Source organism: Pseudomonas thermotolerans DSM 14292, assembly GCF_000364625.1.
In the GTDB taxonomy this organism is placed as follows: Bacteria; Pseudomonadota; Gammaproteobacteria; order Pseudomonadales; family Pseudomonadaceae; genus Aquipseudomonas; species Aquipseudomonas thermotolerans.
This window is the reverse complement of record NZ_KB822602.1, coordinates 190,568-217,294: the sequence shown is the minus strand read 5'-3', so window position 1 is coordinate 217,294 and position 26,727 is coordinate 190,568. Positions and strand designations below refer to the sequence as shown.

Genomic DNA, 26,727 nt, shown 5'->3' with positions numbered 1-26,727 from the left:
CAGCCGCAACTTCGGCGCCGCCATCCACAAGTTCGGCGCCCTGCTCGGCGGTGCCTTCAACTACATCGACCAGAACTGGTTCGGCGGCAAGATCCCGCTCACCCTGCACGACAACAAGCCGGACTACGCCTGCCTGAAGCCCGCTGCCGAGGCCAAGCGCATCGACTATCCGAAGCCGGACGGCAAACTCAGCTTCGACAAGCTGTCCTCGGTGTTCCTCTCCAACACCAACCACGAGGAAGACCAGCCGGTGCACCTGCGCCTGGCCGACCCGAACATCCCCATCCAGGTCAACCTGCCGAAGTGGGACGAACCGGCACAGCGCTACTGCCCGGCCGGGGTCTACGAGGTGGTGAGCAACGAGGACGGCTCCAAACGCTTCCAGATCAACGCCCAGAACTGCGTGCACTGCAAGACCTGCGACATCAAGGACCCCTCGCAGAACATCACCTGGGTGGCCCCGGAAGGCACCGGCGGGCCCAACTATCCCAACATGTAAGACGCCACGATGAAAAAGGCTCCCTCGGGAGCCTTTTTCATACCCGCGGAAAGCTCACTCCTGCGGGCCGATGGGGAAGAACTGACCATTGCTCCACACGCCCAGCCAGGTACACCCGCCGATCTCGCGCGGCACCGCCAGCTCCACCAGTTGGTAGAACACGCTGCGGTTGATCAGCGCCTCCAGGTTGGCGCGCACGTGCACGTAGGGCGCCGGCTCCTGGGTCGCGGGATCCAGTTCGACACGGATCGGGTGCTCGGGGCCGGCCTCCACCTCGTCCTCCACATTGGTAACGAAGCGCAGCCGCTGCTCTTCTCCCACGCCTTCCACCTGCAGGGCCACGGCGACGAAGGGCGCGTCATCGACCTGGATGCCCACCTTCTCCACCGGAGTGACCAGGAAGTAATCGCCGCCATCGCGGCGGATGATGGTGGAGAACAGCCGCACCATGGCCTTGCGGCCGATCGGCGTGCCCTGGTAGTACCAAGTACCGTCGCGGGCGATGCGCATGTCGATATTGCCGCAGAAATCCGGGTTCCACAGATGCACCGGCGGCAAGCCTTTCTTGTCCGATTTGGGAATCTGCGCCAGCAGGTTCTCGGCGGTCATCGCTAGAGTCTCCTAATTGCTCACTCCAAGCAGGCGGCGGGCGTAATCGCGCATTGGCGGACCGAGCAGCTCCTCGGGTTTCTGGTCGTAGAACGTCAGAAAACCGCCGCGGCTGCGCACGGTCGCCGTATCGACCAGGTAGCGGCTCCCGGTCTCGATCAGCATCATCTGGATCACGCCGCGGTCGCGACCGAGACGATCCAGGGCCTCCTCGTCGGCCCATTCATCATAGGTGCCGATACGGTCATCAGCCGCCGCGAAACGACTGTACAACAGATAGTGGGCACCGGCCGAGCGTGCCTCGCCCAAGGCCTCCTCGAGCCCCAACGGCGTGCGGGCCCGACGTACCAGCGGAAAGTATTCGACGAAGCCGTTGAAGGCCTCCTCTGCCACCACGTTGGGCCGCGGATGGGCGCCACCCGGCGGCACGAAATGCCCTTGCGCGATGTAGATGAAGGAATCGGCCTGCAATCGCCAAGGGCTGGCACGGCGGGTGTCGCTGTGATCCAGCAGCCCGGCGTCGCTCAGGTGATAGCGGGTGCTCTCGGCCATGTCGCTGACCTTCATGCAGCCGCCCAGCAGCAGCATGCCCAGCAGGATCAGGTATCGCATTGGGTCCTCCCTAGGCGACGGAAATCCGACGGATAGGGATGCATTGCAGCTTCCGCGCCAGCTTCGCCCAGGCTCAGCCACCGATGATCTTCATGATGGTCGCCCCGCCGGAGAAGGCCACCTCCTGCTTGTCCGCCAGAGCCCTGAGCAGTCGCTGCTGCAAAGCCGGCAACGCCTCGTCGCGCGACTTGTCGAGCAGATCGCCGATGTAGTGGCGGTTGGTGGACGACAGGCAGCCGTGCAGCCAGCCGGTCGACGACAGGCGCAACCGCGAGCAGGTCCGACAGAAGGGCACGCTCTCGTTGGCAATCACCCCGAAGAAGCCGCGACCGGGGATCTCGTAGCGCAATGCGGTGGCATCCAGCGGCGCATCGGCTTGCACGTAGGCATGGTGCCTGCCAATCAACTCCAGCAACTCGGCGATACCCACGAAACGTTGCTGGAAAGCGCTAGCGTCCCGGGCCAGGTGCCCCATCCGCATCAGCTCGATGAAGCGCAGCTCGAAACCCTGCTCCAGGCTGTACTCCAGCATGGGCAGCACCTGGTCGAGGTTTTGCCCGCGCATGGGCACCATGTTCAGCTTGATCTTCAGACCGGCCGCGCGGGCTTGCTGCAGACCGTCGAGCACGGTGCGCAGGTCGCCGCCACGGGCGATCTCGCGGAAGCGCCCAGCATCAAGGGTGTCGAGGGAGACGTTCAGGCGGTGCAGGCCGGCGTCGATCAGGATTGGCAGCTTGCGGGCCAGCAGTTGACCGTTGGTGGTAATGCCGATCTCGACCAGGCCCAAGTCACGCACGCCCTGCAGGAAAGGCTCCAGCCGTGGACTGACCAGCGGCTCGCCGCCGGTGATGCGCAGTCGTTCGATGCCGGCGGCCTCGATCAGGTAGGCCACGGCGCGTACCAGGGCCTCGGCGGACAGCTCGTCCTGGGCGGCGACCAGGCGCTTGCCGTCGGGCACGCAGTAGGTGCAGGCATAGTTGCAGGCTGCGGTCAGGCTGACCCGCAGATTGCGGAAACTCCTGCCCTGACGGTCGACGATCATGAATGGCTCCGGCGGCGGTTCTCTTGAGTATATCTCGCCGCGCGCCGCGGCCCGGCTCAGGAGGAAGGCGCTTCGTTTTCGCGCTTGCGCTTGTTGCCCATGCGCACGCCGATGTCCATGAGGAACTGGAAGAAGCCTTCCTGGTCCTCCAGCACGCTGCTCCAGAACGGAGAGTGGTACAGCGCCACGGCGCCATGCACCAGCGCCCAGGCCGCGCAGTAGTGGAAGTAGGCCGGCACGTTCTCCAGCTTGCCCTCGGCGATGCGGCCCTCGATCAGTCTGGTCAGGCGATCGAAGTTGGAGGCGCGGATCTTGTGCAGCTCCTCGACCATCTCCGGCACTTGGCAGCCCTTGACCACCTTCTCCTCGAGGCGGTCGAACAGCCGGTAGCGCTGCGGGTCGCACATGCGGAACTCGAAGTAGGCACGCGCCAGCGCCTCCTTGTCCTTGGCCACGTCCTCGGACAGCAGCAGGGCGTTGAGATCGCGCTCGTAGTCCAGCATCAGGCGCAGGTAGATCTCCGCCTTGGACTTGAAGTGCTTGTAGATGGTGCCTTTGCCAATGCCCACGGCGTCGGCGATCATCTCGACGGTGACGCTGTCCTCCCCCTTTTCGAGGAACAACTTCAGCGCGGTATCGAGGATCTCCTGCTCACGGCGGCGAAATTCGCGAATCTTTCGGGGTTCTTTCTGCATAGGGACTGCAAGGTCAAGAAGCGAAGGGGCGTATTATGCCTATTCAGCATGAAATTGCACGGATCACAAGACCATGTACGGCTTTCAAGACGAGTTCCCACAGGCGCCGGGGCTGCGCTACCTGAACCACGCCGCCGTCGCCCCCTGGCCGCGCCGAGCCGCCGAGGCAGTGGCTGCCTTCGGCGAACAGAACACCCGGTTCGGCGCCCGCGACTACCCGACCTGGCTGGAGGTGGAACGCCGCCTGCGCGAGCGCCTCAAGCGACTGCTCAACGCGCCGAGCACGGCGGACATCGCCCTGGTGAAGAACACCTCGGAGGCGCTGTCTTTCGTCGCCTTCGGACTGGACTGGCGACCCGGCGAGCAGATCGTCATCAGCAACGAGGAATTCCCCTCCAACCGCGTGGTCTGGCAGGCCCTGCAGCCACAGGGCGTGGAGGTGATCCAGGTAGCCCTCGATGGCGCCGATCCGGAAGCCGCCCTGCTCGCCGCCTGCGGACCGCGCACCCGGCTGCTGTCGATCAGCGCCGTTCAGTACGCCAGCGGCCTGCGCCTGGACCTGGAACGCCTCGGACGGGGCTGCCGGGAGCGCGGCGTGCTGCTCTGCGTGGACGCCATCCAGCAGCTCGGCGCCCTGCCCTTCGACGTGCAGGGCTGCGACTGCGCCTTCGCCATGGCCGACGGCCACAAGTGGATGCTCGGGCCCGAGGGACTGGGGGTTTTCTACTGCCGCAGCGACTTGCGCGAACGGCTGCGCCTGCACGAATACGGCTGGCACATGCTGGAGCACGCCAGCGACTATGAGCGGCCCGACTGGCAGCCGGCGCGCAGTGCGCGGCGCTTCGAATGCGGCAGCCCGAACATGCTCGGCGCCGTGGCACTGGAGGCCAGCCTGGCGCTGCTCGAGGAAGTTGGCCTGGAGACCGTCGGCCGGCTGCTCCACGAGCGCGTGCAGTGGCTGCTCGACGGGCTGACGCGGATCCCCGGTATCAGCCTGCACAGCCCACGGCAGCCCGAACGGCGCGCGGGCATCCTCACCTTCACTCTGGCCGGCTGGGACAACCGTGCGCTGCACGAGCGGCTGATGGCCGAACAGGTGGTCTGCGCCCAGCGCGGCCCCGGCATCCGCTTCTCGCCGCACTTCTACACCAACGAACGGGTGATCGAGGAGACCCTGACGCTGCTGGCCCAGCTGTCAAGGGAGTGAGCACTCAACAGAGGCCGGAGTATTCCAAATCTGTTTAAAAAACGTACAGACCTACCTGGACGTGCGGCGTTCTTCGCCAATACTCAAAGGTACTGGCGTGCGGCACCTCCCCCCAAGTGCCCCGCCAGCCAAGGTACCTTGGACTGCGTACCTTGATTTACTCCTAATGGTCTTGACCCGGATTCACTCCCCCAGAACCCGGGTTTTTTTTGTCTTCGTCATCCCTGTGCCACTCGAGCCAGCGGGAACAGACGACGGAAGTTGGCGGTGGTCTGCGCGGCGAGCTGCTCGAAGCTGATGCCGCGCACGCTGGCCAGAAACTCGGCCACCTCGCGCACGTATTCCGGCAGGTTGGGCTTGCCGCGGTGGGGTACCGGCGCCAGGTAGGGCGAGTCGGTCTCCACCAGCAGGCGGTCAGCCGGCACCTGACGGGCCACCTCGCGCAGGGCCTCGGCATTGCGGAAGGTGACGATTCCCGACAGGGAGATGTAGAAGCCGAGGTCCAGGGCAGCCCGGGCCATCTCCCAATCCTCGGTGAAACAGTGCAGCACGCCGGCCTGCGGCAGGGCCGCCTCGCGCAGCAGGCGCAGGGTATCGGCCCGCGCCGCACGGGTATGTACGATCACCGGCTTGCCGGTAATCCGCGCCGCCTCCAGGTGCAGGCGGAAGGCTTCCTGCTGCAGCTCGGCAGCTTCCGGCTCGTAGTGGTAGTCCAGGCCGGTCTCGCCGATCGCCACCACATGGGGATGCGCCAGCTCGGCCACCAGCCAGTCCAGCGCCGGGGTCGCCCCCTTGAGGTCAAGAGGGTGCACCCCCACCGAGCAGTCCACGTCCGCGTAGCGCTCGGTCAAGGCCTTGACCGCGGCGGCATTCTCGGCGCTCACGCCGATGCACAGGAAATGCCCGACGCCGCGCGCACGCGCGGCATCCAGAGCGGCATCCAGGGAGCCGTCATGGGCGGTGAGGTCCAGACGGTCGAGGTGGCAATGGGAATCAACCAGCATGACAAACGACGGCTTGGAAGGAAAAGGAAGGGAGCGGATTGTAATGGAAAAAACCCAGGCTGCGCCCGGTTCTTCTGGGTAACAGGTGGAGGCGCTGCCGCCGGCGGGCAGCGCACCGCGGGTTACATGGTGTGGGTCGGGCGGTCCGAGGTCAGGGCGCCGGCCAGGTAGGTCTCGATCTTGTTGCGCGCGGTGTTGTCGCCGTCGTTGAACTGCACGCCGACCCCTGCGGCTCGGTTGCCCTGGGCGCCCTTCGGGGTGATCCACACCACCTTGCCGGCCACCGGGATCTTCTCCGGCTCGTCCATCAGGTTGAGCAGCATGAAGACCTCATCGCCGAGCCTGTAGCTCTTGTTGGTCGGAATGAACAGCCCGCCGTTCTTGATGAACGGCATGTAGGCGGCATAGAGCACGGACTTGTCCTTGATGGTCAGGGACAGGATTCCATTACGGGGGCCAAGGTTGGGTGGCAGGCTCATGCGGCATTCCTATCTGACGGTTGCGGGCCGATTCTAGCCCTGTCCAGGCAGGCTTGCCCACTGCACCAGCAAGGCTTCGAGAAGCAAGACACGATTGAGGTTGGCCTTGGCGAGCACCTTCTGGCGCTGCTCGAGCAACCAGTCCTGCAAGGCGAGCACCTTGGCCTGAGCGGACTTCTCCGCCAGATATTGGATGACCTTGCGCATGTCCGCCGCCCCCAGCCCCTCCTCATCGCGGGCCAGTTGGTAGCGCAGGATCAGGTGCGCCCACTGGCAGAACCAGTCGAACAGCAGCGGCAGGGGCACGGCGTTCCAGGCTTCTGCCAGCTGGCTGGGGGTCTGCTGCTGCTTGAGCAGCTTCTTCACGCCGTCCACCACTTGGGCACGTTGCTCCATCACCCCCTGCTCCTGCAGGCGCAGCGCGGTGAGCGGCGAACCGGCGGCCAGGGCCAGCAGCTCGCCGCGTGTGGCCTCATCGAGGTCCGGCAGGGCCCGGGCCAGCCAGGCCAGTGCGGTGGCCTGGTCGGGCAGCGGGCAGACCAATTGCACGCAGCGGCTCTTCACCGTGGGCAACAGGCGGCTGGGCTGGTGACTGATCAGCAGCAGCACCGTGTCCCCGGATGGTTCCTCCAGACTCTTCAGGAGAGCGTTGGCGGCGTTCAGGTTCATCGCCTCGACCGGCTCGATGAGCACCAGCTTGCGACCGCCGAGCTGCGCGGTCTGCGCCACGAAGGCCACCAGGTCACGCACCTGGTCGACGCGGATAGCCTTGTCGGCCTCCTCCGGCTCGAGGACGAAGACGTCCGGGTGAGTGCCGGCAGCGAGCAGTTGGCAGGCCTTGCACTGTCCGCAGGCATCCAGGTTCGCCGGGCTGCGGCACAGCAGGTAGGCCAGCAGCCGCTCGGCCAACACCCGCTTGCCGATGCCGGCCGGGCCATGCAGCAGATAGGCGTGGGCATGCCGCTCGCGTCTGGCCAGCTGCTGCCAGAGCTCGGCCTGCCAGGGATAGGCTTCAGCGGCCACCGATGCGCTCCACGATCTGCGGCAGGAGTTCGTCCAGCGCGCGCTGCACCCCGGCGAGCGGCTGCGCGGCATCGATGATCCGGTAGCGCTCGGGAGTCGCCTGGGCGCGGCGCAGGTAGGCCTGGCGCACGCCCTCGAAGAACCCCTGCCCTTCCTGTTCGAAACGGTCCAGGCGGCCGCGCGCCGCGGCCCGGGCCAGACCGACCTCCACCGGCAGGTCGAAGACCAGCACCAGGTCTGGGCGCAGCTCGCCCTGCACGAAACGTTCGAGTTCGGCGATGCGCGTCTCCGGCACTCCACGGCCGCCGCCCTGGTAGGCGTAGGTGGCGTCGGTGAAGCGGTCGCAGAGCACCACCGCACCGCGCTCCAGGGCGGGACGGATCACCTGCGCGAGGTGCTGGGCGCGGGCGGCGAACATCAGCAGCAGCTCGGTGTCCACCGCCATGGGCTCGGCGCTGGGCGCCAGCAACAGGTCGCGGATGCGCTCGGCCAGGGGCGTGCCGCCCGGCTCGCGGGTCAGCACCACCTCCAGGCCGCGCTCGCGCAGGCGATCGGCCAGGTAGTCGCGGTTGGTGCTCTTGCCTGCACCTTCCGGGCCTTCCAGAGTGATAAACAGACCGGTCACTGGCTATCCTTGTCGGTTACTGTGTCCGGAGCCGGAAGCGGCGCCGGACTGGAACGGTAGTCGGCGCGGCGCTTGAGCTGGTACTCGCGGACCGCCCGGTTGTGCGCCTCGAGGTCGTCGGAGAACTCGTGGCTGCCGTCGCCGCGGGCGACGAAGTACAGGCTCTTGCCGGGCGCCGGGTGTAGAGCCGCGTGGATGGCCTCACGGCCGACCATGGCAATCGGCGTGGGCGGCATGCCCGAAATCACGTAGGTGTTGTAGGGTGTCGGCTCGCGCAGGTCGGCGCGAGTCAGCTTGCCGTTGTAGCGCTCGCCCATGCCGTAGATCACCGTCGGATCGGTCTGCAGCAGCATGCCCTGCCGCAGGCGGCGGATGAACACTCCGGCGATCTGCCGGCGCTCCTCGGGCACCCCGGTTTCCTTCTCGATCAGCGAGGCCATGATCAGCGCCTGGTAGGGATCCTTGTAGGGCAGATCCGGCGAGCGCTGCTGCCATTCCGCGGCGAGGATCTCCTCGAGCCGCGCATGGGCCTGCTTGAGCAGATCGAGATCGCTCATACCGCGCACGTAACGGTAGGTGTCCGGGAAGAAACGCCCTTCCGGATGAGCGCCGGGGCTGCCCAGGCGCGCCATCACCTCGTCGTCGCTGAGACCTTCGAGGGTCTGTTCGAGCTTTTCCTGACGAGCCAAGGCGGCGCGCACCTGGCGGAAGTTCCAGCCCTCCACCAGGGTCAGGCTGTACTGCACCACTTCGCCGCGCTTCCACAGCTCGATCAGATCGAGCGCACGCATGCCGGGGCTGAGACGGTACTCGCCGCTGTGCAGCGGCTGCTGGGCCAGGTTGAAGCGCCAGTAGAGGCGCAGCCAGAAGGCGCCATGCAGTATCCCTTCGTCTTCCAGGCGATTGAACATGCCACCCGGGGTCGCCCCGGCGGGCACTTCCACCAGGCGCTCCTCGCTCAGCGCCAGGGTTTGCTGCAGGGCCGAGCGCTGCTGCCAGGCAGCCACAGCCACCGCCAGGCCGGCGACGACCAGGCCGATTTCCAGCAGCAGAATGACTCTTCGCAACACGACTTCAGGAATCCAGATCGCGGATGATGTGCTGCAGTTTACGGGTGAGCGGCCCCACCGGCCAGTGACGATCCTCCAGCGCCCGTACCGGCCATATGCCGTACAGGCTGTTGCACAGGAAGACCTCGTCGGCACCGAACAGTTCAGCGTAGTCGACGTCCCGTACCTCGACCGCACCCCCCGCGGCGGCCGCCCGGTCGAGCAACTCGGCGCGCATCACCCCGGCGACGCCGCAGCGGGACAGCGCCGGGGTGACCAGCGTCCCGTCGCGGACCAGGAACAGGTTGCTGAACACCCCCTCGACGATCCTGCCGGCCTGGTCGCGCATCAGCCCCTCGGCGTACTCGGCATCCTGCCATTCGCCGCGAGCCAGCACCTGCTCGAGGCGATTGAGGTGCTTGAGCCCTGCCAGCAGGGGCTGCTCGGCCAGGCGGGTGCGGCAGGGAAACAGGCGGACGCCCTGCTCCGCGTTGCCTGGCGGATAGGCGGGAAAGGCGCTGCCCAGGAGAATCCGTCGGGGCTCGGCGTCGACCGCGGGCGCATAGCCGCGCACACCGTCGCCGCGGGTCAGGATCAGCTTGGCGACGCCCTCGCCCAGCGCCGCACAGAAGGCCAGCAGCTCGTCGCGCAGCAAGCCCTGATCACAGGGGATGGCGAGGCGCGCGCAGCCGTCTGACAGGCGCGCCAAGTGGCGGGACAGCAGTCTGGGTCGACCGCTCTTGACGGCGATGGTCTCGAACAGACCGTCACCGTAGGCGAGTCCGCGGTCCCTGACGGACAGCGTCTGCACCGGGCGTCCGTCGACCCAGTCCAGCATCAGCCGTTGAACCGGCGGAACACCAGGGTGCCATTGGTGCCGCCGAAACCGAAGGAGTTGGACAGCGCCACGTCGATCTCGCGCTCCTTGGCCTGATGCGGCACGAAGTCGAGGTCGCAGCCTTCGTCCGGCTCGTCCAGATTGATGGTCGGCGGGGCGATGCGGTCGCGGATCGCCAGCACGCTGAAGATCGCCTCCACCGCACCGGCGGCGCCGAGCAGGTGACCAGTCATCGACTTGGTCGAGCTGACCGACAGACGGTAGGCGTGCTCGCCGAACACCGACTTGATCGCCGCCGCCTCGGCCAGATCGCCGGCCGGGGTGGAAGTACCGTGGGCATTGATGTAGTCCACCGCTTCCGGATTCAGGCCGGCATCGCGCAGGGCGTTCTTCATGCAGCGGGCAGCCCCGGCACCGTCTTCCGGCGGCAGGGTCATATGGTAGGCGTCGCCGCTCATGCCGAAGCCGATCAGCTCGGCATAGATGGTGGCGCCACGGGCCTTGGCGTGTTCCAGCTCCTCCAGAACCATGGCGCCGGCGCCGTCGGACAGCACGAAGCCGTCGCGGTCCTTGTCCCACGGCCGGCTGGCGGCCTGCGGGTCATCGTTGCGGGTGGACAGCGCGCGGGACGCGGCGAAGCCGCCGATGCCCAGGCCGCAGGCGGCCATCTCGGCGCCGCCGGCGATCATCACATCGGCCTCGCCGTAGGCGATGTTGCGCGCCGCCATGCCGATGCAGTGGGTGCTGGTGGTGCAGGCGGTGGTGATGGCGTAATTCGGCCCCTGCAGCCCCAGGTGGATCGACAGGAAGCCGGAAATCATGTTGATGATCGAGCCGGGCACGAAGAACGGCGAAATGCGCCGCGGGCCCTGCTCGAAGAGGGTCCGACAGGTATTCTCGATGTTGGTCAGGCCACCAATGCCCGAGCCCATCACCACGCCGATGCGCTCGCGGTTGGCGTCGCTGACTTCCAGGCCGGAATCGCGGACCGCCTGGAAGCTGGCGGCCAGGCCGTACTGGATGAACAGGTCGAGCTTGCGGGCTTCCTTGAGGGACAGGTAGGGCTCGACGTCGAATCCCTTGACCGAGCCGCCGAAGCGGGTGGAGTAAGCCGAAAGGTCGGTGTGCTCGATCAGCGCGATACCGCTGCGCCCCGCCAGAATACCCTGCCAAGTGCTCGGCACATCGGTACCCAACGGCGACACCATGCCCAGGCCGGTGACCACAACGCGTCTACGCGACACAGCAATCTCCTTCGTTCTGTCTCTACTGCTTTCGTTCTCTGGATCCCACCCCGACGCACTGCCCGGGGCCACCCCGCCCTGCCGCTGGCCGACCGGGTTCAAGCTCTTAAAGAAAAACCGCACGCCCGATGAAGGGCGTGCGGTTTTCTCCGATCAGGAAATCGACGATCAAATCTTACTGCGCATGGGCAGTGATGTAATCGATGGCTTCCTGAACGGTGGTGATCTTTTCAGCTTGCTCATCCGGGATTTCGGTCTCGAATTCTTCTTCGAGGGCCATCACCAGCTCCACGGTGTCAAGAGAATCGGCACCCAGGTCTTCGACGAAGGAAGCGCTGTTGGTCACTTCCTCTTCTTTTACGCCAAGCTGTTCAGCGACGATTTTCTTGACGCGTTCTTCGATGGTGCTCATACCTTGTTTTCACTCCTAATGAACAAATCCAGGCGGCTGGTTGGTGGGTAAGTGTATAGAAAGGGTTTTCCGCATTTCAAGCCAAAAACCCCGGGGCCTGCCCACCACTCCAACCATCTGTCTATAAATCGACCGTTGTCTTATAGCGGATTTTAGACAACACCTATGACTTATCGCCGAGTGTCGCGGTCACATCCGGCTTACATGTACATGCCGCCGTTCACCGGAATGGTCGCCCCGGTGATATAGGCAGCATCGTCGGAAGCCAGGAAACCGACCACCTTGGCAATTTCCTCCGCCTGGCCGAGGCGGCCCAGGGGAATCTGGGTGAGCAGTGCCTCGCGCTGAGCCTCGGGCAGCTCGCGGGTCATGTCGGTGTCGATGAAGCCCGGGGCTACCGTGTTGACGGTGATCGCCCGCGAACCGACCTCGCGCGCCAGGGCGCGGCTGAAGCCTTCCAGACCGGCCTTGGCGGCGGCGTAGTTGGTCTGCCCGGCGTTCCCCATGGCCCCGACCACCGAGCCGATATTGATGACGCGGCCCCAACGCGCCTTAGTCATGCCACGCAGCACCGCCTTGGTCAGGCGATAGAGGCTGTTCAGGTTGGTGTTGATGACGTCGAACCACTCGTCGTCCTTCATGCGCATCATCAGGTTGTCGCGGGTAATCCCGGCGTTGTTGACCAGGATCAGCGGCTGACCGAGGTGCTGCTGGATGTGCTCCAGGGTGGAGGCCACCGACTCGTCGTTGCCGACGTCCAGCACCAGGCCAGCGCCTTCGATGCCGGCCGCCTTGAGGGTCTCGGCGATGCGCTCGGCGCCGCTGGCGGTGGTGGCGGTGCCGATCACCACGGCGCCGCGACGGCCCAGCTCGAGGGCGATAGCTTGACCGATACCACGGCTCGCGCCGGTGACCAGCGCAACTTTACCTTGCAGGCTCATGCAGTTTCTCCTTGCTTCAGGCCAGAGCCGCGCGAGTCGCGGCGAAGGCATCCGGGGTGTCCAGGCCGTAGGTCTCGACGCCCTTCACACAACGCTTGTTGAGACCCGACAGCACCTTGCCCGGGCCGCATTCGACCAAGGCGGTGACGCCTTGTTCCGACAGGCGCACCACCGATTCCACCCAGCGCACCGGGCTGTACAGCTGAGCCAGCAGGTCGCGCTTGAGGGTTTCCAGGTCGCTGACGATAGCCGCGCTGACGTTCTGCACCAGAGGGATCTGCGGGGCCTGCCAGGTCACCGCGGCGACCGCCTCGGCGAAGCGCTCGGCGGCCGGGCGCATCAGTTCGCAGTGGGACGGCACGCTGACCGGCAGCGGCATGGCGCGCTTGGCACCCTTGGCCTTGCAGGCCTCGACGGCGCGAGCCACGGCGGACGCGGCACCGGCGATCACCACCTGGCCCGGGGCATTGAAGTTCACCGCACTGACCACTTCGCCCTGGGCGGCTTCTACACAGGCGGCGCGCACGTCATCATCCTCCAGGCCGAGGATCGCCGCCATGCCGCCCTGCCCTGCCGGCACGGCCTCCTGCATCAGTTGGCCACGACGCTCGACCAGCTTGACCGCGTCGGCGAAGCCCAGGCTCCCGGCAGCGACCAGCGCCGAGTACTCGCCCAGGCTGTGCCCGGCGACGAAGGCCGGCCGCGCGCCACCCTCAGCCTGCCAGAGGCGCCACAGGGCGATGGAGGCGGTAAGGATGGCCGGCTGGGTCTTGTCGGTCTGGTTGAGGCGCTCTTCCGGGCCCTCCTGGGTCAGTGCCCAGAGATCGTAGCCGAGGGCCTCGGAGGCCTCGGCGAAGGTGTCGCGAACCAGGGCGTGCCGAGCACCCTGCTCGGCGAGCATGCCGAGAGACTGCGAACCCTGGCCGGGGAAGACGAATGCGAAAGATGCAGACATTGCGGGAGTCCTTGAGGTCTGATCATCGGAGAACCGCACAGGGCCAGGCCCTGGCGACGAACTGGAAGTTGGATGACGAGCCATGGGGCGCGGTCACATCCGCGAAGCTAGCAGGTGCTACTCGCCGGGCATGCGGAGTCACTCTCTATAGCAGATGTTCGAGGCGGCCGTGCAGGCGCTGCGGCAGGTCCTCGCGCACTTCACGCAGGGCGTGACGAATGGCGCTCTGAAAACCCTCCGGCCCCGCCGAGCCGTGGCTCTTCACCACTATGCCCTGCAGGCCGAGAAAGCTGGCGCCGTTGTGCCGGGCCGGGGCCAGCTCGTTCTGCAGGCGACGCAACAGCGGCCGTGCCAGGGCGCCAACCAGTCGAGCCCCCAGGCTCTGCCGGAACAGCGTTTCGAGACGTTTGGAGACCAGGCTGGCCAGCCCCTCGCTGGACTTCAGCAGGATGTTGCCGACGAAACCATCGCACACCACCACGTCGGCCTCGCCGCGATACAGGCCATCGCCCTCGATGTAGCCGACGTAGTTCAGGCCCTGCGCCCGCTGGAGCAGGCTGGCGGCCAGCTTGACCTGCTGGTTGCCCTTGATGTCCTCGGTGCCGACGTTGAGCAGGGCCACCTTCGGCCGCTCGATGCCCAACGCCTCGGCGGCCACCGCCCCCATCACCGCGAACTGGTAGAGGTGCTCGGCGCTGCAGTCGACGTTCGCGCCCAGGTCGAGCAGGTGGCAGTGGCCGCGCTCGGTGGGCACCGCGGTGACCATCGCCGGGCGGTCGATACCAGGCAGGGTCTTCAGCACGTAGCGGGACAGAGCCATCAGCGCGCCGGTGTTGCCGGCACTGACGCAGGCGCGGGCCTGTCCGCTGCGTACCAGCTCCAGGGCACGACGCATGGAGGAGTCGGGCTTGCCGCGCAGGGCCTGGGCCGGACGTTCGTCCATGCCGATCACTTCGCCGGCGTGCTCAATGCGCAGACGCGACCTATCGACGCCAGGTTGACAGGCAAGGAATTCTTCAAGGAGTGGAGCCTGGCCGACGAGGACCAGTTGCAGGGAGGGAAGCTCGGCCAGCACGGACAGGCAGGCCGGAACAATGCAGTGGGGACCGTGGTCCCCACCCATTGCATCGATCGCGATGACCGAAGCGGACAAGGATTACTCGTCTGCGCCCTTGTCGATCACCTTGCGGCCACGGTACACGCCCTCGGGGGACACGTGGTGACGCAGGTGCACTTCACCGGTGGTCTTTTCAACGGACAGGGCGTTGGCGGTGAGAGCATCGTGGGAACGACGCATGTCACGGGCAGAGCGGGATTTTTTGTTCTGCTGAACAGCCATAATCAAAACTCCTAAACTTTTGGGTCACGCTTTAACTGTGCCAATACACTGAACGGGTTGGACCGCGTCACCTCGTCCTCGCTCGAGTCGGGCTCTTCGAGTCCCGCCGGCTGCTGGCAATCTTTCGGATCATGAGCTGGCACTATGGGCAAGGCGAGCAGCAACTCGTCCTCGACCAGCTCCAGCAGTTCCAGAGGGGCCTCGCCCAACTCCAGCACGTCATAGCCTTTCGGCAGCGACTGGGTATTCGCACCCTCCTTCACCACGGCGTAGTGACACTCGCTGTGGATCGGTAGCGCGACCAGTTCCAGACAACGCTGGCAAACCATCTTGACCTCGACGTCGAGCTCGCTGCGCATGACGACCAGATTGCGCTCGCCACGCTCGAAGACGAACTTCGCACGGACGGTGCCCTCTGTTTCGGCAAGCGGATCGCAAAAGCGTGTCAGCTCGTTCAGCGGTGTCTCGCAGTTCAGCGTGACATTCCGATCGGCCAGCTTGCGCGGATCGACGTGAGGTGGAATCGGCCCATTCAACATAGGCGCGGCATTCTAGGGAGATACCCTGCCCCTGTCAAAGGAAATTCCGGCTATCGGCGCCGTCCTCGACGTCGCTAGAATCGCGCCCTCTGCATTCGAGGATTCCCTGATGCCGCCACTGATTCTCGCCTCCGGCTCCCCCTACCGCCGCGAACTGCTCGCCCGCCTGCGCCTGCCCTTCACCTGCGCCGCACCGGAGATCGACGAAAGCCGCCACCCGGACGAGGATGCCGAGACTCTGGTGCGCCGCCTCGCCGAGGCCAAGGCCCGCGCCCTGGCTGAGCGCTATCCCGAGCACCTGATCATCGGCTCCGACCAGGTGGCGGTGAACGGCTCCGAGATACTCGGCAAGCCCCACGATCTGGAACGCGCCACTCGTCAGTTGCTCGCCGCCAGCGGCGCTAGCGTGCGCTTTCTCACCGGCCTGGCCCTGCTCAACAGCGCCACCGGCCACTGCCAGGTCGACTGCGTGCCCTTCACCGTGCACTTTCGCGAGCTGGACGAGGCGCGCATTCGCCGCTATCTGGAGGCCGAGCAGCCGTTCGACTGCGCCGGCAGCTTCAAGTGCGAGGGACTGGGCATCAGCCTGTTCCGCGCCACCGAGGGCCCGGACGCCACCAGCCTGATCGGCCTGCCACTGATCCGCCTGGTGGACATGCTACTGGCCGAGGGCGTGCAGATTCCCTGATCCATATAAATATAAAAAGAAGAAGCCGGCTTCGGGCCGGCTTCTCGCATGAGCAGGACTCAGTGCAGCGACGGCCCCTGCAGCCCCATCAGCAGCGACAGATGGGCGGCAACGCCGGCGCCCAGGCGCTTGGCGAAGCGATCGAAGGGCGACTCCTGAATGGTGAAGTCCACCAGGTCCTTGGCACCCACCACGTCGCGGGCCACCGAGCTGGCGCTGCCCAGACCGTCGATCAGCCCCAGCTCCAGCGCCTGCTCGCCGGACCACACCAGACCGGAGAACAGTTCCGGATGCTCGGCATCCTTGAGACGCTCGCCACGGCCCTTCTTGACGCTGTCGATGAACTGCCGGTGGGTGGTCTCCAGCACCTGCTGCCAGAAGCGGACTTCATCCTCCTTGGCCGGCTGGAAGGGATCGAGGAAGGCCTTGTGCTCGCCGGCGGTATAGACCCTGCGGTCCACACCGAGCTTCTCCATGGTGCCGACGAAACCGAAGCCCGCGGCGGTGACGCCGATGGAGCCGACCAGGCTGGCCTTGTCGGCATAGATGGCATCGGCGGCGCTGGCAATATAGTAAGCCCCGGAGGCGCCCAGGTCGGTGATCACCGCGTAGACCTTGATGTCCGGATGCTCACCGCGCAGCCGGCGGATCTCGTCATAGATGTAGCCGGACTGCACCGGACTACCGCCCGGACTGTTGATGCGCAGCACCACGCCCTTGGTTCTGGAATCCTCGAAGGCCCGGCGCAGGGCGGTGACCACGTTGTCGGCACTGGCCTGTTCCTTGTCGGCGATCATCCCGGTGATCTCGATCAGCGCGGTATGTGCATCACCGCTGCCGGCCGCCCCCTGGAAGCCGAAACGCGGCGAGAACACCGCCAAGGCCACGAACAGGTAGGCGAAGGTCAACAGCTTGAAGAAGATCCCCCAGCGCCGGGCCCGACGCTGCTCCTGCACGCTGGACAGCAGCACCTTCTCCAGCAGCCGCCAGCTCTTGGCCTCCTCATTGCCTTCCGTCGGGGCTTTCCATTCATCCGCCATACGCATTCATCTCCCGTAATGACCATTGCCTGCGCTGCCCCAACCAGGCACGCAGCTCGCCGAACGACTCGATCGCCAGGCACGGTTTCTCCTCGCGCAGCAATGCCAGCGGCTGCGCGCCGTAGCCCACCGCCACCGCGTCCATCCCGGCCCGGTGCGCCATGCGCAGATCGAAGACCGAATCACCCACCATCAGGGCCTCTTCCGGCACCACCCCGCAGTGCTCGAGGATCTCGTGGAGCATCCGCGGGTCCGGCTTGCTGGCCGTCTCGTCCGCGCAGCGGGTGACGTCGAAGTAATCCTGCCAGCCCTGCCCGGCCAGCACCGCATCCAGACCGCGCCGGGTCTTGCCGGTGGCCACCGCCAGACGGTAGCCCTCGGCGCGGAACGCCTCCAGCGACTCGGCGACCCCATCGAACAACCGCGACGGCCGGGCCTCGAAGGCCAGATAGTGTTCGCCATAGAGGCGGCGGACGCGCTCGATCAGCGCCAGGTCGTCCAGCTCCGGATACAGGGTGCGGATCGCCTCCGGCAGGCCCAGGCCGATGATCCCGCGGATCGCCGCATCGTCGCGGCACGGCAGGCCGCAGGCTTCAGCGGCCAGGCGCATGGAGTCGACGATACGCTGAATGGAGTCCACCAGCGTGCCGTCCCAGTCGAAGATCAGCAAGCGATAGTCACGCACCGAGACGCTCCAGGGTCTGCTCCCAGACCTGATCCACCGGAGCCTCGAGCTGCAGCTCGCTGCCATCCGGCATCGGCACCTTCAGGGCGTAGGCGTGCAGGAACAGGCGCTTGCCACCCAGCTCGCGGATCTCCCGAGTGAAGTCGTCGTCGCCGTACTTGGCGTCGCCGGCGATGGGGTGTCCGGCATGCTTGGCATGCACGCGGATCTGGTGAGTGCGCCCGGTGACCGGACTGGCCTCCACCAGGGTGGCGAACTCGCCGAAGCGACGCAGCACGCGGAACAGGGTCAGCGCCTCCTTGCCCTCAATGCTCACCTCCACCATACGCTCACCGGAGCGCAGGTTGTTCTTCTGCAGCGGCGCGGCCACCTTCTTCTTCGAGGTCGGCCAGTTGCCGCGCACCAGCGCCATGTAGCGCTTGTCCACCCCGCCGTCGCGGCGCAGCGCCTCGTGCAGGTGGCGCAGCATGCTGCGCTTCTTGGCCACCATCAACAGGCCCGAGGTGTCGCGGTCCAGACGATGGACCAGCTCCAGCTCCCTGACCTCCGGGCGCAGCTGGCGCAGCGCCTCGATCACCCCGAAGCTCAACCCGCTGCCACCGTGCACAGCGATGCCGGCCGGCTTGTTGAGGACGATCAGCGCCTTGTCCTCGTAGAGGATGGCGGCTTCCAGGCGCTCCAGCAGGCCCTGGGCCACCGGCGCCGGCTCGTCGCGCTCGGGCAGGCGCACCGGCGGCACGCGCACGATGTCGCCCGCCTGCAGCTTGTAGTCGGGCTTGACGCGCCCCTTGTTCACCCGCACCTCACCCTTGCGGAGGATGCGGTAGATCAGGGTCTTGGGCGCTCCCTTGAGGCGGGCGAGCAGGAAGTTGTCGATACGTTGGCCGGCGTATTCCGGAGCGACTTCGAGCAGTTGGACGCCAGAAGCCGAAGAGGCAGGTTCATTCATCCGCTCATCATAACAATTTTTTATCGAATTGAAGCACTTAATCGGAGCTGCTATAGTCGCCAACGCCGCCAAAAACGGCCCGGCTCCGGGATGATCGCCAAAACTGCCATCTCCGGGCCGTGAGCAACGACATTCAGGACGCAGAAGGCCGTCCGACGGGTCGTTCCGCGCACATCCTGCGAACGCCCCTGAAACAACGCCTTGAGTTATGACGCGCGGCCCTTCCAGGTGACGCGCTTATTGCCAACCCGCTGCGGATTCTGCGAGCGGCACCCGATTTTCAGCGATGCGTGTAGGGTGGAGATGCACAATCGTCGGCATGCGTAGCATTAGCTTTTCCCAAGACGCTCGACGCGTCCGCTGCCGGCGACTGATTCCTCCTCCTTGGTATTGAGTGCTTCTGTCAGCACAAGAACAGGAGACGTCCGTCGCGCCCCCGGCCCAGATGCCGGCGTCGCTTGACACAGGAACGACTGACAACCGTTCCTGACGCACACCTGGCACCGACCCTGAGAGTCGTGTGTGCCGTCCGCCGTTTCCGGCAGCCCGGAAACCAACGGTACTACATGAAAAGAATGCTAATTAACGCAACTCAGCCCGAAGAGTTGCGTGTCGCCCTGGTAGACGGCCAACGCCTCTACGACCTGGACATCGAGTCGGGCGCCCGCGAGCAGAAGAAGGCCAACATCTACAAAGGTCGCATCACCCGAGTCGAACCCAGCCTGGAAGCCGCCTTCGTCGACTTCGGCTCCGAACGTCACGGCTTCCTCCCCCTCAAGGAAATCTCCCGCGAATACTTCAAGAAGACCCCGGAAGGCGGTCGCGTCAACATCAAGGACGTGATCTCCGAAGGCCAGGAAGTCATCGTCCAGGTCGAGAAGGAAGAGCGCGGCAACAAGGGCGCGGCCCTGACCACCTTCATCAGCCTGGCCGGTCGCTACCTGGTACTGATGCCCAACAACCCGCGGGCCGGCGGCATCTCCCGGCGCATCGAGGGCGAGGAGCGCAACGAGCTGCGCGAGGCGCTGAACGGTCTGGAAGTCCCGCCGGACATGGGCCTGATCGTGCGTACCGCCGGTCTCGGCCGCTCCAGCGAGGAGATGCAGTGGGACCTGGACTACCTGCTGCAGCTGTGGAACGCCATCAAGGAAGCCTCCACCAGCCGCCCTGCCCCCTTCCTGATCTACCAGGAATCCAACGTCATCATCCGCGCCATCCGCGACTACCTGCGCCAGGACATCGGCGAGGTGCTGATCGACAGCGTCGAGGCCCAGCAGGAGGCCCTGACCTTCATCCAGCAGGTGATGCCGCAGTACGCCAGCAAGATCAAGCTGTACGAGGACAGCGTCCCGCTGTTCAACCGCTTCCAGATCGAAAGCCAGATCGAGACCGCCTTCCAACGCGAAGTGAAGCTGCCCTCCGGCGGCTCCATCGTCATCGACCCCACCGAGGCGCTGGTCTCCATCGACATCAACTCGGCGCGCGCCACCAAGGGCGCCGACATCGAGGAAACCGCCCTGCAGACCAACCTGGAAGCGGCCGAGGAAATCGCCCGCCAGCTGCGTCTGCGTGACATCGGCGGGCTGATCGTCATCGACTTCATCGACATGACACCGGCGAAGAACCAGCGTGCCGTGGAAGAGCGCATGCGCGAATGCCTGGAGGCCGACCGCGCCCGCGTGCAGATCGGCCGCATCTCGCGCTTCGGCCTGCTGGAGATGTCCCGCCAGCGCCTACGTCCGTCCCTCGGCGAGACCAGCGGCATCGTCTGCCCGCGCTGCAACGGCCAGGGCATCATCCGCGACGTCGAATCCCTGTCCCTGGCGATCCTGCGCCTGATCGAGGAGGAGGCGCTGAAGGAGCGCACCGCCGAAGTACGCGCCAAGGTACCGATCCCGGTGGCCGCCTTCCTGCTCAACGAGAAGCGCAACGCCATCACCAAGATCGAGCTGCGCACCCGTGCACGCATCGTCATCCTGCCCAGCGACCACCTGGAGACCCCGCACTTCGAGGTCCAGCGCCTGCGCGACGACAGCCCGGAAGTGCTCAGCGGTCAGTCCAGCTACGAGATGGCCGGCTCGGAGGTCGAGGAAGAGCAGCCGGTCAGCGCTACCCGTACCCTGGTGCGCCAGGAGGCCGCGATCAAGGCCGCCCCGCCGCGTCCGGCCGCCCCGGTGCAGGTGGTCGAGGAAGCCCCCGCCGCCGCTCCCGCGCCGCAGCCCAGCCTGTTCAAGGGGCTGGTGAAATCGCTGGTCAGCCTGTTCGCCTCCAAGGAAGAGGAAAAGCCCGCCGTGGCCGAGAAGAAGGCTGCCGGCGAGCGTCAGCCGCGTAACGAGGAGCGCCGCAGCGGCCGTCAGCAGAACCGCAATCGCGATCGTGACCGCGGTGGCCGTCGCGACGAGGAGCGCAAGCCCCGCGAGGAGCGCCAGGCCCGCGACGAGCAGCAGCCCCGCGAGGAAGGCCGCCGCGAGCGTCCGGCCCGCGAGGAACGCAAGCCCCGCGAGGACAACCGCCGCGAGCGCCAGGCCCGCGAAGAGCGCGTGCGCGAACTGCGCGAGCCGCTGGATGCCCCGGCCGCCGGCGAGGAACGTGCCGAGCGCAAGCCGCGCGAGGAACGCCAGCCCCGTCCGCCGCGTGAGGAGCGCCAGGCCCGCGCCGTTTCCGAACAGGCCGCCAGCGAGGCTGAAGCCCTGCCCAACGAGGAGTTGCTGAACGAGGACGAGCAGCAGGAAGCCGGCGAGAACGAACGTCCGCGCCGCCGCTCCCGCGGCCAGCGCCGCCGCAGCAACCGCCGCGAGCGCCAGCGTGATGCCGAAGGCAACCTGATCGAAGCCGCCGAGGAAGGTAGCGACGGCGCCATCGCCGCAGCCGCCGCCGTGGCCGCCAGTGCCGTGGTCGCCGCGACTGCCGAAGCGGCCGAAACTGAAAGCGCCGAGGAAACCGCCGTGGTCGCCCAGCCGGTCGCCGAGGCCCCGGCCGAAGTTCCGGCCGCTGCCGAGGAAAGCACCTCGAGCGCCGAGACCGCCCCGGCTCCGGTCGAGAACGAAGCGCCGGCCCAGGAAGTTCCGTCTGCTGCCGAATCCGCCGCCCCGGCTCCGCAGGTCGCCGAGGAGAGCGCGCCTGCCGTCGAAGCTACCCAGTCGCCCGCCGAACCGGCCCCGGCCGTCCAGGCCGAACCCGCTCCGGTCCAGCCGGCGCCTGTGTTCACCGGCCGCGCGCCGAACGACCCACGTGAAGTGCGTCGCCGTCAGCGCGAGGAGGCCGAACGCCGGCAGCGTGAGGAGGCCGAGCGGCTGGCCCGCGAACAGGCTCAGGCGGAAGCCGAGGCCGCTGCGAGCGAAGCCCCGGCCCAAGCCGAAGCGGCTGAACAGCCGGTGAGCGCCAGCGAGCCGACCCCGGCCACCGCGGAAAGCCCCGAAACGGCGTCGCAGGCCGAACAGCCGGTCGCGCAGGAAGCTCCGACCGCCGAAGCCGAACCGGCCGCCGAACCTGCCGTCCAGGCTGAGGAAACCAAGGCGGAAGATCAGGCTGAAAAACCGGCCGATCCGGACGCCAAGCCGCTCGCCTGAGTTTCAGGCAGCCACGAAAAAGGGATGCGTAAGCATCCCTTTTTCATTTCTGGCGGATTCGCTCGGAGCAACAGTTCGACGAGCCGGGCCGCAGAGCGCGGGATTTAGAGCACGTTGGGCTCGATCTCCAGCTCCACGCCGAAGCGCGCCGCGACGTCGACCTGGATGCGCCGCGCCAGATCCAGCAACTGCCGACCGCTGGCCTTGCCGTAGTTGACCAGCACCAGGGCCTGCAGGCGGTGCACCCCAGCGTCGCCATCGCGGAAACCCTTCCACCCGGCGCGCTCGATCAGCCAGCCGGCAGCCAGCTTTACCTGGCCATCGGGTTGCGGATAGGCGACCAGATCGGCGTGTTGCTGACGCAGCCGAGCAGCCCTCTCGGCGGAGACCACAGGGTTCTTGAAGAAGCTGCCGGCATTGCCCAACTGCGCCGGGTCGGGGAGCTTCTCGCTGCGGATCGCGCAGATCGCCCGGCTGACGTCCTTGGGCGTCGGTCGCTCGATGCCCTGCTCGGCCAGGCGCTGACACACCGGACCGTAATCCAGGTGCAGGGTGGGTCTGCGCGACAGGGCGAAACGCACGCGGAGGATCAGCCAGCGCCCCGGCTGCTGCTTGAACAGGCTGTCACGGTAGGCGAAGCGGCATTCCTCCAGAACGAAATCGCGCAGCTCGCCGCTCTGCCGGTCCAGGGCGGTGAGTCCGGCGAACACGTCCTTGAGCTCCACTCCGTAAGCGCCGATGTTCTGCATGGGCGCAGCGCCCACGGTACCGGGGATCAGGCTGAGGTTCTCCAGCCCGCCCAGACCCTGCTCCAGGGTCCAGAGCACGAAGGGATGCCAGGGCTCGCCGGCCTCGGCCTCAACCAGCACCCGCTCGCCGTCGTCGGCGAGGATACGCAGACCGCGGCTGGCCATGCGCAGCACCAAGGCGTCCTGGTCGCCGGTAAGGAGCAGGTTGCTGCCGCCGCCGATCACCAACAGGGACAGGCCGTGCGCCCGGGCATGGGCGAGGGCCTCGCGGACCTCGTCATCGTCATGGGCCTCGGCGAACGCGCGGGCCTGCACCTCGACGCCGAAGCTGTTGTAGGGCTTGAGGGAAACGTGCTGGCGGATCGACAGGCTCATAGTCGTTGCCGGACCTCGTCGAGCAGCGCATCGCTGGCCTGCTCGATCAGGTCGAGGACCGCCTCGAAGCCGCCGGGGCCGCCGTAATAGGGATCAGGCACCTCGTCACCCACCCGGTAGCGGCGCAGGAACAGGTCCAGCTCGGCGCGCCCGCCATCATGCAGGGCGCGCAGGCGGGCCAGGTTATCGTGATCCATGGCGAGGATCAGGTCGAAGCGCTGGAAATCCTCGACCGCCACCTGACGGGCGCGCAGCCCAGAGAGGTCATAGCCACGTCGGGCGGCGGCCTGCTGGGCACGCCGGTCCGGTGCCTTGCCGACGTGCCAGTCTCCGGTGCCGGCGGATTCCACCAACACCCGCTCAGCCAATCCCGCCTGCTGCAGCTTGTGACGGAACACGCCCTCGGCGGTGGGCGAACGGCAGATGTTGCCCAGACAGACGAACAGGATCTTCATCAGGCCCCCAGCAAGCGGCGCACGCGCTCCAGGTCTTCCGCGGTGTCCACCCCGGTGGGCGGTGCCTCCAGGGCATCGGCGACGTGGATGCGCACCCCGTGCCAGAGCGCGCGCAGCTGTTCCAGGCTCTCGCAGCTCTCCAGCCAACACGCCCCCCAGGCGACGAAGTCGTGAAGGAACTGCGCACGGTAGGCGTAGATACCGATGTGCCGGCGGTAGGGAATGCCGGCCGGCAGCTGGTCGCGGCTGGCGGCGAAGGCGTCGCGCGCCCAGGGCAGCGGAGCGCGGCTGAAGGTCAGGGCCAGGCCGTTCCGGTCGGTGACCACCTTGACCACATTGGGATTGAACAGCGCAGCCACCTCCTCGATGGGCTCGGCCAGGGTGGCGATCCCCGCTTCTGGATGGGTCGCCAGGTTGGCCGCCACCTGGTCGATGATCGCCGGCGGAATCAGCGGTTCGTCGCCCTGCACGTTGACCACGATGGCATCGCCGGGGAGCTCCAGCCGGCTGGCCACCTCGGCCAGGCGGTCGGTGCCCGAGTTGTGGTCCTCGCGGGTCAGCAGCACCTCGGCGCCGAAGGCCTGGCAGGCCTCGACGATGCGCGCGTCGTCGGTGGCGATCACCACGCGCTCGGCGCGGCTCTTGCGGGCCTGCTCCCAGACGTGGCGGACCATCGGCTTGCCGGCGATGTCCTGCAACGGCTTGCCGGGCAGGCGGGTGGAGGCGTAGCGGGCGGGAATGACGACAGTGAACGCCTGGCTCATTTCTCCAGTCGCTCTTCTGCGGTCAGGGTGCGGGCCTCGCTTTCCAGCATCACCGGGATGCCGTCGCGGATGGGAAAGGCCAGGCCGGCGGCCTTGCTGATCAGTTCGGTCTTGTCCTCGCTGAGCTTGAGCGGGCCCTTGGTGATCGGGCAGGCAAGGATATCAAGCAGTTTCGGATCCATCGGAACATCCTTTGAGGTCGGAACGCCCGGGCAGCAGGCGGGCCAGTTGCGCATCGAGCCAGGCGACGAAGGCCGGCGAGGGAACGGCGTCGACCGCCAGATACCACCAGTCCGGCGCTGCGAAGGCCCGGCACTTGACGGCATCCTTCTCGGTCATCAGCAGCGGCAGCTCGGGGCTGAACGCCAGCTGTCCCGCACTGTACCGCGCATGGTCGGGGAAGGCGTGCGTCACTGGTCGCCAGTTTAGCGCTTCGAGCGTGGCGAAGAAACGCTGGGGGTTGCCGATGCCGGCCACGGCATGGACTGCCTGGCCGGGAGGAAAATGGTCGAGACCGGCTCGCTGACCGCTGGCCAGGTTGACCAGCATCGAAGGCTGCAGGCGGAAGGCGAAGCCCTCCACGCGGTCCGCGTCGGCGCCGTTGAACAGCATGGCGTCGACGCTGTCCAGGCGCTCCAGCGGCTCGCGCAGCGGCCCGGCCGGCAGGCAGCGGCGGTTGCCCAGGCCACGCGCGGCGTCCACCAGCACCAGCTCCAGGTCGCGTGCCAGGCGGTAGTGCTGCAGGCCGTCGTCGCAGAGGATAAGGTCCAACGGCTCGGCCTCCAGCAGCGCGCGCACCGCGCGGGCACGGTCCGGATCGATCATCAGCGGCACGCCGCTGCGCTCGACGATCAGCAGCGGCTCGTCGCCGGCCAGCGCGGCGTCCTGCCCGGCCTCGACCCGCCAGGGCAGCCGCGGCGGCCGGGCGCCATAGCCACGGCTGACCACCCCGACCCTGAGGCCGCGACGCCGGCAGTGCTCGACCAGCCAGAGGATCAGCGGGGTCTTGCCGGTGCCGCCGACGGTGATGTTGCCGACCACCAGCACCGGCACCGGAGCGCGGTAGATGTCGCCCTCGCCCGCCAGGAAGCGCCGCCGCCGGCGCTGCACCACGCCGCGGTACAGCCATTCCAGGGGGCGCAGCAGGTGCAGTACCGGATGCCCGGCATACCAGGCTGCCAGCAGGCGATCGGCGAAGGCCATCAGGGGGTCGCCTGGGGCTCGACGGTGGTGATGCGCAGCTGGCTGAAGCCGAGCTTGCCGGCCGCGTCCATGGCAGTGACCACCGCCTGGTGGGTGGCCTTGCCGTCGGCGCTGATGGTCAGCGGCAGGCTGCTGTCGCCCTGCGACTCTTTCTGCAGCGCGGCCATCAGGGTGGCCAGGTCGCTCTTGGCCAGCGGCTGGCCGTTCAGCGCATAGCTGCCGTCGGCGCTGATCGCCACCTCCAGCTGGCGCTGGTCGGTGGCCTCCGGCGGGGTGCCGCTGACCGCCTCTGGCAGTTCCACCTTCATCTGCGCCGGACGGATGAAGGTGGTGGTGACCACGAAGAACAGCAGCAGCACGAAGATCACGTCGATCATCGAGGTCAGGTTGAGAAAGACCTCCTCCCGGGCGACATTGCCCGCGCGGCGACGGAATTTCACGCTTTGCTCACCTCGGCGAAGTCCACTTCACGATCGCCCTGCAGCACTTCCACCAGCTTGATGGCTTCCTGCTCCATGGCGATCACCAACTCGTCGACGCGGCGCACGAAGAATCGGTGGAAGAACACCGCCGGAATCGCCACCACCAGACCGGCGGCGGTGGTGATCAGCGCCTTGCCGATGCCGCTGGCGAGCACCGCGGGGTTGGCCATGCCGCCTTCCATGAAGCCACTGAAGATCTCGATCATGCCGAGGATGGTGCCGAGTAGGCCGAGCAGCGGCGCCACCGCGGCGATGGTGCCGAGAGCGCTCAGGTAGCGCTCCAGCTCATGGATGACCCGGCTGGCGGACTCCTCGATGCACTCCTTCATCACCTCGCGGCCATGCTTGGAGTTGGCCAGACCGGCGGCCAGCACCTCGCCGAGCGGCGAGGAGGCGCGGATTTCCTTGAGCTTCTGGGCGTTGAGCTTCTTGTCCTTGACCAAGCGCCAGACCTGGCCGAGCAGGTGCGGGGGTGATACCCGGCTGATCCGCAGGGTCCAGAGGCGTTCGACGATGATCCCCATGGCGGCGATGGAGCAGAGGATGATCGGCAGCATCAGCCAGCCGCCGGCTTTGATCAGTTCCCACACGACGTTGTTTCCCCTCGGAAAAATGGCGCCACTCTAGCATAGGGAGCGGGGCGCGCCGACCGCCGC

31 protein-coding genes are annotated in these 26,727 nt (G+C 66.8%); 4 read left to right on the top strand and 27 right to left on the bottom strand.

Going from position 1 to position 26,727, the window contains the following annotated elements; genetic code table 11:
• Nucleotides 1-499, top strand: a 499-nt coding sequence (locus H165_RS0105110) for a 4Fe-4S dicluster domain-containing protein (protein WP_026146377.1), incomplete at its 5' end; no start/stop codon positions are given.
• 54 nt (nucleotides 500-553) lie between these two features.
• Here the strand turns inward: H165_RS0105110 and H165_RS0105105 are convergent.
• From H165_RS0105105 to H165_RS0105090, 4 genes are all read right to left on the bottom strand, one after another.
• Nucleotides 554-1,108: a DUF1285 domain-containing protein gene (locus H165_RS0105105; protein WP_017937831.1), complete on the bottom strand. Its 555-nt coding sequence runs from the start codon at nucleotides 1,106-1,108 to the stop codon at nucleotides 554-556.
• 12 nt (nucleotides 1,109-1,120) lie between these two features.
• Complete coding sequence (locus H165_RS0105100) at nucleotides 1,121-1,720, bottom strand: DUF4823 domain-containing protein (protein WP_017937830.1); 600 nt, start codon at nucleotides 1,718-1,720, stop codon at nucleotides 1,121-1,123.
• Between the two features lie 73 nt (nucleotides 1,721-1,793).
• Entirely contained in the window at nucleotides 1,794-2,762 is a 969-nt protein-coding gene (locus H165_RS0105095; protein WP_017937829.1) for a GTP 3',8-cyclase MoaA, read from the bottom strand.
• A gap of 56 nt (nucleotides 2,763-2,818) precedes the next feature.
• A complete protein-coding gene (locus H165_RS0105090; protein WP_017937828.1) occupies nucleotides 2,819-3,457 on the bottom strand; it encodes a TetR/AcrR family transcriptional regulator in 639 nt (212 codons plus the stop codon).
• 73 nt (nucleotides 3,458-3,530) lie between these two features.
• Here H165_RS0105090 and H165_RS0105085 point away from each other — a divergent pair, with 73 nt between their 5' ends.
• Nucleotides 3,531-4,664 carry an aminotransferase class V-fold PLP-dependent enzyme gene (locus H165_RS0105085; protein WP_017937827.1) on the top strand — a complete coding sequence of 378 codons (1,134 nt, stop codon included), beginning with the start codon at nucleotides 3,531-3,533 and terminating at the stop codon, nucleotides 4,662-4,664.
• Nucleotides 4,665-4,882: 218 nt separating this feature from the next.
• Here the strand turns inward: H165_RS0105085 and H165_RS0105080 are convergent, their stop codons facing one another.
• The 13 genes from H165_RS0105080 to H165_RS0105020 all read right to left on the bottom strand — a co-directional run bounded on the left by H165_RS0105080 (nucleotide 4,883) and on the right by H165_RS0105020 (nucleotide 15,112).
• The gene (locus H165_RS0105080; protein ID WP_017937826.1) at nucleotides 4,883-5,668 is read right to left on the bottom strand and encodes a TatD family hydrolase; all 786 of its coding nucleotides are present in this window, start codon (nucleotides 5,666-5,668) and stop codon (nucleotides 4,883-4,885) included.
• 122 nt (nucleotides 5,669-5,790) lie between these two features.
• Nucleotides 5,791-6,147, bottom strand: coding sequence for a PilZ domain-containing protein (locus H165_RS0105075; RefSeq protein WP_017937825.1), 357 nt, complete (start codon nucleotides 6,145-6,147; stop codon nucleotides 5,791-5,793).
• Between the two features lie 33 nt (nucleotides 6,148-6,180).
• A complete protein-coding gene (locus tag H165_RS0105070) occupies nucleotides 6,181-7,170 on the bottom strand; it encodes a DNA polymerase III subunit delta' (protein ID WP_017937824.1) in 990 nt (329 codons plus the stop codon).
• Nucleotides 7,160-7,795: a dTMP kinase gene (tmk, locus tag H165_RS0105065; RefSeq protein ID WP_017937823.1), complete on the bottom strand. Its 636-nt coding sequence runs from the start codon at nucleotides 7,793-7,795 to the stop codon at nucleotides 7,160-7,162. Before tmk ends, H165_RS0105070 begins: the two co-directional genes overlap by 11 nt.
• Nucleotides 7,792-8,862 (bottom strand): endolytic transglycosylase MltG, encoded by a 1,071-nt coding sequence (gene mltG, locus H165_RS0105060; protein ID WP_017937822.1) that lies wholly within the window; start codon nucleotides 8,860-8,862, stop codon nucleotides 7,792-7,794. The genes tmk and mltG overlap by 4 nt, the downstream gene beginning before the upstream one ends.
• A 7-nt stretch (nucleotides 8,863-8,869) precedes the next feature.
• Nucleotides 8,870-9,682: an aminodeoxychorismate lyase gene (pabC, locus tag H165_RS0105055; protein ID WP_017937821.1), complete on the bottom strand. Its 813-nt coding sequence runs from the start codon at nucleotides 9,680-9,682 to the stop codon at nucleotides 8,870-8,872.
• Nucleotides 9,682-10,926, bottom strand: a complete 1,245-nt coding sequence (fabF, locus tag H165_RS0105050; RefSeq protein ID WP_026146375.1) for a beta-ketoacyl-ACP synthase II — start codon at nucleotides 10,924-10,926, stop codon at nucleotides 9,682-9,684. Before fabF ends, pabC begins: the two co-directional genes overlap by 1 nt.
• Before the next feature lie 175 nt (nucleotides 10,927-11,101).
• Complete coding sequence (gene acpP, locus H165_RS0105045; protein ID WP_017937819.1) at nucleotides 11,102-11,338, bottom strand: acyl carrier protein; 237 nt, start codon at nucleotides 11,336-11,338, stop codon at nucleotides 11,102-11,104.
• A 200-nt stretch (nucleotides 11,339-11,538) separates the two neighbouring features.
• The gene (fabG, locus tag H165_RS0105040; protein ID WP_017937818.1) at nucleotides 11,539-12,279 is read right to left on the bottom strand and encodes a 3-oxoacyl-ACP reductase FabG; all 741 of its coding nucleotides are present in this window, start codon (nucleotides 12,277-12,279) and stop codon (nucleotides 11,539-11,541) included.
• A 16-nt stretch (nucleotides 12,280-12,295) separates the two neighbouring features.
• Nucleotides 12,296-13,234 (bottom strand): ACP S-malonyltransferase, encoded by a 939-nt coding sequence (fabD, locus tag H165_RS0105035; protein WP_026146374.1) that lies wholly within the window; start codon nucleotides 13,232-13,234, stop codon nucleotides 12,296-12,298.
• Nucleotides 13,235-13,379: 145 nt separating this feature from the next.
• A complete protein-coding gene (gene plsX / locus H165_RS0105030; RefSeq protein ID WP_081609329.1) occupies nucleotides 13,380-14,387 on the bottom strand; it encodes a phosphate acyltransferase PlsX in 1,008 nt (335 codons plus the stop codon).
• A 3-nt stretch (nucleotides 14,388-14,390) separates the two neighbouring features.
• On the bottom strand, nucleotides 14,391-14,573 hold the full coding sequence (gene rpmF / locus H165_RS0105025) for a 50S ribosomal protein L32 (protein ID WP_026146372.1): 183 nt from the start codon (nucleotides 14,571-14,573) through the stop codon (nucleotides 14,391-14,393).
• An 11-nt stretch (nucleotides 14,574-14,584) separates the two neighbouring features.
• Complete coding sequence (locus tag H165_RS0105020; protein ID WP_017937814.1) at nucleotides 14,585-15,112, bottom strand: YceD family protein; 528 nt, start codon at nucleotides 15,110-15,112, stop codon at nucleotides 14,585-14,587.
• A gap of 109 nt (nucleotides 15,113-15,221) precedes the next feature.
• Here H165_RS0105020 and H165_RS0105015 point away from each other — a divergent pair, with 109 nt between their 5' ends.
• Complete coding sequence (locus H165_RS0105015; RefSeq protein ID WP_017937813.1) at nucleotides 15,222-15,800, top strand: Maf family protein; 579 nt, start codon at nucleotides 15,222-15,224, stop codon at nucleotides 15,798-15,800.
• A 59-nt stretch (nucleotides 15,801-15,859) separates the two neighbouring features.
• Here the strand turns inward: H165_RS0105015 and sppA are convergent, their stop codons facing one another.
• The 3 genes from sppA to rluC are packed head-to-tail and all read right to left on the bottom strand — an operon-like array spanning nucleotide 15,860 to nucleotide 18,474.
• A complete protein-coding gene (gene sppA, locus H165_RS0105010; protein WP_017937812.1) occupies nucleotides 15,860-16,840 on the bottom strand; it encodes a signal peptide peptidase SppA in 981 nt (326 codons plus the stop codon).
• Nucleotides 16,830-17,525: an HAD-IA family hydrolase gene (locus H165_RS0105005; RefSeq protein WP_017937811.1), complete on the bottom strand. Its 696-nt coding sequence runs from the start codon at nucleotides 17,523-17,525 to the stop codon at nucleotides 16,830-16,832. The genes sppA and H165_RS0105005 overlap by 11 nt, the downstream gene beginning before the upstream one ends.
• On the bottom strand, nucleotides 17,518-18,474 hold the full coding sequence (gene rluC / locus H165_RS0105000) for a 23S rRNA pseudouridine(955/2504/2580) synthase RluC (RefSeq protein WP_017937810.1): 957 nt from the start codon (nucleotides 18,472-18,474) through the stop codon (nucleotides 17,518-17,520). Before rluC ends, H165_RS0105005 begins: the two co-directional genes overlap by 8 nt.
• Before the next feature lie 566 nt (nucleotides 18,475-19,040).
• On the opposite strand from rluC, the gene rne reads away from it, so the two are divergent.
• Complete coding sequence (rne, locus tag H165_RS0104995; RefSeq protein ID WP_026146371.1) at nucleotides 19,041-22,043, top strand: ribonuclease E; 3,003 nt, start codon at nucleotides 19,041-19,043, stop codon at nucleotides 22,041-22,043.
• 104 nt (nucleotides 22,044-22,147) lie between these two features.
• On the opposite strand, the gene murB is transcribed toward rne, so the two are convergent.
• Genes murB through H165_RS0104960 form a run of 7 tightly spaced genes read right to left on the bottom strand, consistent with a single transcriptional unit; the run spans nucleotide 22,148 to nucleotide 26,661 of the window.
• Nucleotides 22,148-23,167, bottom strand: a complete 1,020-nt coding sequence (murB, locus tag H165_RS0104990; RefSeq protein ID WP_017937808.1) for a UDP-N-acetylmuramate dehydrogenase — start codon at nucleotides 23,165-23,167, stop codon at nucleotides 22,148-22,150.
• On the bottom strand, nucleotides 23,164-23,622 hold the full coding sequence (locus tag H165_RS0104985) for a low molecular weight protein-tyrosine-phosphatase (RefSeq protein WP_017937807.1): 459 nt from the start codon (nucleotides 23,620-23,622) through the stop codon (nucleotides 23,164-23,166). Before H165_RS0104985 ends, murB begins: the two co-directional genes overlap by 4 nt.
• A complete protein-coding gene (kdsB, locus tag H165_RS0104980) occupies nucleotides 23,622-24,386 on the bottom strand; it encodes a 3-deoxy-manno-octulosonate cytidylyltransferase (RefSeq protein ID WP_017937806.1) in 765 nt (254 codons plus the stop codon). The genes H165_RS0104985 and kdsB overlap by 1 nt, the downstream gene beginning before the upstream one ends.
• On the bottom strand, nucleotides 24,383-24,568 hold the full coding sequence (locus tag H165_RS0104975) for a Trm112 family protein (RefSeq protein WP_017937805.1): 186 nt from the start codon (nucleotides 24,566-24,568) through the stop codon (nucleotides 24,383-24,385). Before H165_RS0104975 ends, kdsB begins: the two co-directional genes overlap by 4 nt.
• A complete protein-coding gene (gene lpxK, locus H165_RS0104970; RefSeq protein WP_017937804.1) occupies nucleotides 24,549-25,589 on the bottom strand; it encodes a tetraacyldisaccharide 4'-kinase in 1,041 nt (346 codons plus the stop codon). Before lpxK ends, H165_RS0104975 begins: the two co-directional genes overlap by 20 nt.
• Nucleotides 25,589-26,029, bottom strand: coding sequence for an ExbD/TolR family protein (locus H165_RS0104965; protein ID WP_017937803.1), 441 nt, complete (start codon nucleotides 26,027-26,029; stop codon nucleotides 25,589-25,591). The genes lpxK and H165_RS0104965 overlap by 1 nt, the downstream gene beginning before the upstream one ends.
• Nucleotides 26,026-26,661 carry a MotA/TolQ/ExbB proton channel family protein gene (locus tag H165_RS0104960; RefSeq protein ID WP_017937802.1) on the bottom strand — a complete coding sequence of 212 codons (636 nt, stop codon included), beginning with the start codon at nucleotides 26,659-26,661 and terminating at the stop codon, nucleotides 26,026-26,028. Before H165_RS0104960 ends, H165_RS0104965 begins: the two co-directional genes overlap by 4 nt.
• Nucleotides 26,662-26,727 lie beyond the last annotated feature (66 nt).

Excerpts from the sequence above, each read along its gene's own strand:
- H165_RS0105105 (WP_017937831.1), bottom strand. The coding sequence starts at position 1,108 with ATGACCGCCGAGAACCTGCTGGCGCAGATTCCCAAATCGGACAAGAAA.
- H165_RS0105100 (WP_017937830.1), bottom strand. The coding sequence starts at position 1,720 with ATGCGATACCTGATCCTGCTGGGCATGCTGCTGCTGGGCGGCTGCATG.
- H165_RS0105095 (WP_017937829.1), bottom strand. The coding sequence starts at position 2,762 with ATGATCGTCGACCGTCAGGGCAGGAGTTTCCGCAATCTGCGGGTCAGC.
- H165_RS0105090 (WP_017937828.1), bottom strand. The coding sequence starts at position 3,457 with ATGCAGAAAGAACCCCGAAAGATTCGCGAATTTCGCCGCCGTGAGCAG.
- H165_RS0105085 (WP_017937827.1), top strand. The coding sequence starts at position 3,531 with ATGTACGGCTTTCAAGACGAGTTCCCACAGGCGCCGGGGCTGCGCTAC.
- H165_RS0105080 (WP_017937826.1), bottom strand. The coding sequence starts at position 5,668 with ATGCTGGTTGATTCCCATTGCCACCTCGACCGTCTGGACCTCACCGCC.
- H165_RS0105075 (WP_017937825.1), bottom strand. The coding sequence starts at position 6,147 with ATGAGCCTGCCACCCAACCTTGGCCCCCGTAATGGAATCCTGTCCCTG.
- pabC (WP_017937821.1), bottom strand. The coding sequence starts at position 9,682 with ATGCTGGACTGGGTCGACGGACGCCCGGTGCAGACGCTGTCCGTCAGG.
- acpP (WP_017937819.1), bottom strand. The coding sequence starts at position 11,338 with ATGAGCACCATCGAAGAACGCGTCAAGAAAATCGTCGCTGAACAGCTT.
- fabG (WP_017937818.1), bottom strand. The coding sequence starts at position 12,279 with ATGAGCCTGCAAGGTAAAGTTGCGCTGGTCACCGGCGCGAGCCGTGGT.
- fabD (WP_026146374.1), bottom strand. The coding sequence starts at position 13,234 with ATGTCTGCATCTTTCGCATTCGTCTTCCCCGGCCAGGGTTCGCAGTCT.
- rpmF (WP_026146372.1), bottom strand. The coding sequence starts at position 14,573 with ATGGCTGTTCAGCAGAACAAAAAATCCCGCTCTGCCCGTGACATGCGT.
- H165_RS0105020 (WP_017937814.1), bottom strand. The coding sequence starts at position 15,112 with ATGTTGAATGGGCCGATTCCACCTCACGTCGATCCGCGCAAGCTGGCC.
- H165_RS0105015 (WP_017937813.1), top strand. The coding sequence starts at position 15,222 with ATGCCGCCACTGATTCTCGCCTCCGGCTCCCCCTACCGCCGCGAACTG.
- sppA (WP_017937812.1), bottom strand. The coding sequence starts at position 16,840 with ATGGCGGATGAATGGAAAGCCCCGACGGAAGGCAATGAGGAGGCCAAG.
- rluC (WP_017937810.1), bottom strand. The coding sequence starts at position 18,474 with ATGAATGAACCTGCCTCTTCGGCTTCTGGCGTCCAACTGCTCGAAGTC.
- rne (WP_026146371.1), top strand. The coding sequence starts at position 19,041 with ATGAAAAGAATGCTAATTAACGCAACTCAGCCCGAAGAGTTGCGTGTC.
- murB (WP_017937808.1), bottom strand. The coding sequence starts at position 23,167 with ATGAGCCTGTCGATCCGCCAGCACGTTTCCCTCAAGCCCTACAACAGC.
- H165_RS0104985 (WP_017937807.1), bottom strand. The coding sequence starts at position 23,622 with ATGAAGATCCTGTTCGTCTGTCTGGGCAACATCTGCCGTTCGCCCACC.
- kdsB (WP_017937806.1), bottom strand. The coding sequence starts at position 24,386 with ATGAGCCAGGCGTTCACTGTCGTCATTCCCGCCCGCTACGCCTCCACC.
- H165_RS0104975 (WP_017937805.1), bottom strand. The coding sequence starts at position 24,568 with ATGGATCCGAAACTGCTTGATATCCTTGCCTGCCCGATCACCAAGGGC.
- lpxK (WP_017937804.1), bottom strand. The coding sequence starts at position 25,589 with ATGGCCTTCGCCGATCGCCTGCTGGCAGCCTGGTATGCCGGGCATCCG.